This is a genomic window from Halorubrum sp. SP9 (genome assembly GCF_005435015.1).
Lineage (GTDB): Archaea > Halobacteriota > Halobacteria > Halobacteriales > Haloferacaceae > Halorubrum > Halorubrum sodomense.
Genome location: NZ_SGXU01000057.1, coordinates 1 through 1,240, shown reverse-complemented (window position 1 = coordinate 1,240; position 1,240 = coordinate 1). Strand labels below are relative to the sequence as shown.

At 53.2% G+C, this 1,240-nt stretch carries 1 protein-coding gene; it reads right to left on the bottom strand.

From position 1 onward, the window contains the following. Positions 1–1,153 (bottom strand): helicase-related protein (locus EXE45_RS16035; RefSeq protein WP_274595482.1); only part of this gene is annotated, 1,153 nt, incomplete at its 3' end. Positions 1,154–1,240: the final 87 nt, after the last annotated feature.

Sequence of the window (1,240 nt, the reverse complement as noted above, 5' to 3'; positions counted from 1 at the left end):
AGACTGCAGATGGCTCAGTCCAGACCTTGGTACCGTGTTCATTGAGACGCCCTGCAACACGGACGACCTCGTCTTCAATGGTCCCGTCAAGTTCCTCTTTGAGCTCGGTGAGGAGGTACTCAAACAGCTTCTGGTGCGGGAGCGGAATCACCACAGAGGGATACCACTCTAACACTTCCGGGTCGAACGAGACCAATACCTCGTCTACATCGGCATATATCGCTTGTACCGTGTCTTCAGGAGGTTCACGAGATATTGGTGGGTTCGCATCTTCCGGGATGTTCAGACGATAGAGTTTCTGATACGGAGCGTCTTCATCTTTGGTTAGCTGACGGTCGAGCATCTCGAACGTCCAGCCCTTATTCCGGAGTACCTGACTCTGGGTGAAGAGCCGTTTTACCACATCTGGGTCGATGAGGGGGTCGAACGGTCGGTCGGGATATCCGATACGACCAACATCAGGATGCGAAGTCGTCCATCCGTAGAGCTTGGCTTCTTCGATTATATCCTCTGCATGAACCTCGTCGAGGTCCTGTGTCAATCCCACTTGCCGGACTTTCTGTTCCGCCTCTTTCGACTGTTCTTCCGCTTCAGAGGCGATATCCTCTCCCGACTTCACCGACTCCCCCATCGCGACACTCTGAACTTCGCCCTCTAACCCATCCAAAATCGGACGTAGGGGTCCAACTGCCTGCTCGAATAGACTGATTCGCTCTCCCAGACGCTCATAGATATCTTCCTCAACGGTATCGTCGTAGATGTAGTTCCACACGAGCACCTTCTCGTTTTTCTGTCCAATGCGGTCAATTCGGCCAATCCGCTGTTCTACGACCTGAGGATTCCAAGGCATATCGTAGTTTATCATCGCATCACAGGTCTGGAGATTCAACCCTTCACTCGCCGAATCCGTACAAACGAGAATAGTGAGGTCTCCGTCAGGGTCGGTGAATTCGCGCTTCACACGTTCCTTACTCACGCCGGACCATTTGTCCTCAGCAGCGTCATATATCTCGCCACCGCTGCCCGAGTATGTACCAACACCGTGGTGGCTGAGAGAGACCTTCTGCTTGATTGCATCAAGCGTGTCTGAATACTGTGTGAAGATAATGACCGTGTCCCGGGCTTTCGCGCTGAGCTCGTTCAGGTCTTGCATCAACTGCTCCAACTTGGGGTCCTCGGGAACATCGTAGAGTTGCGCGCTGAAGGCCTCTAATTCGCTCAGTTCGAACTGCCGGACTCG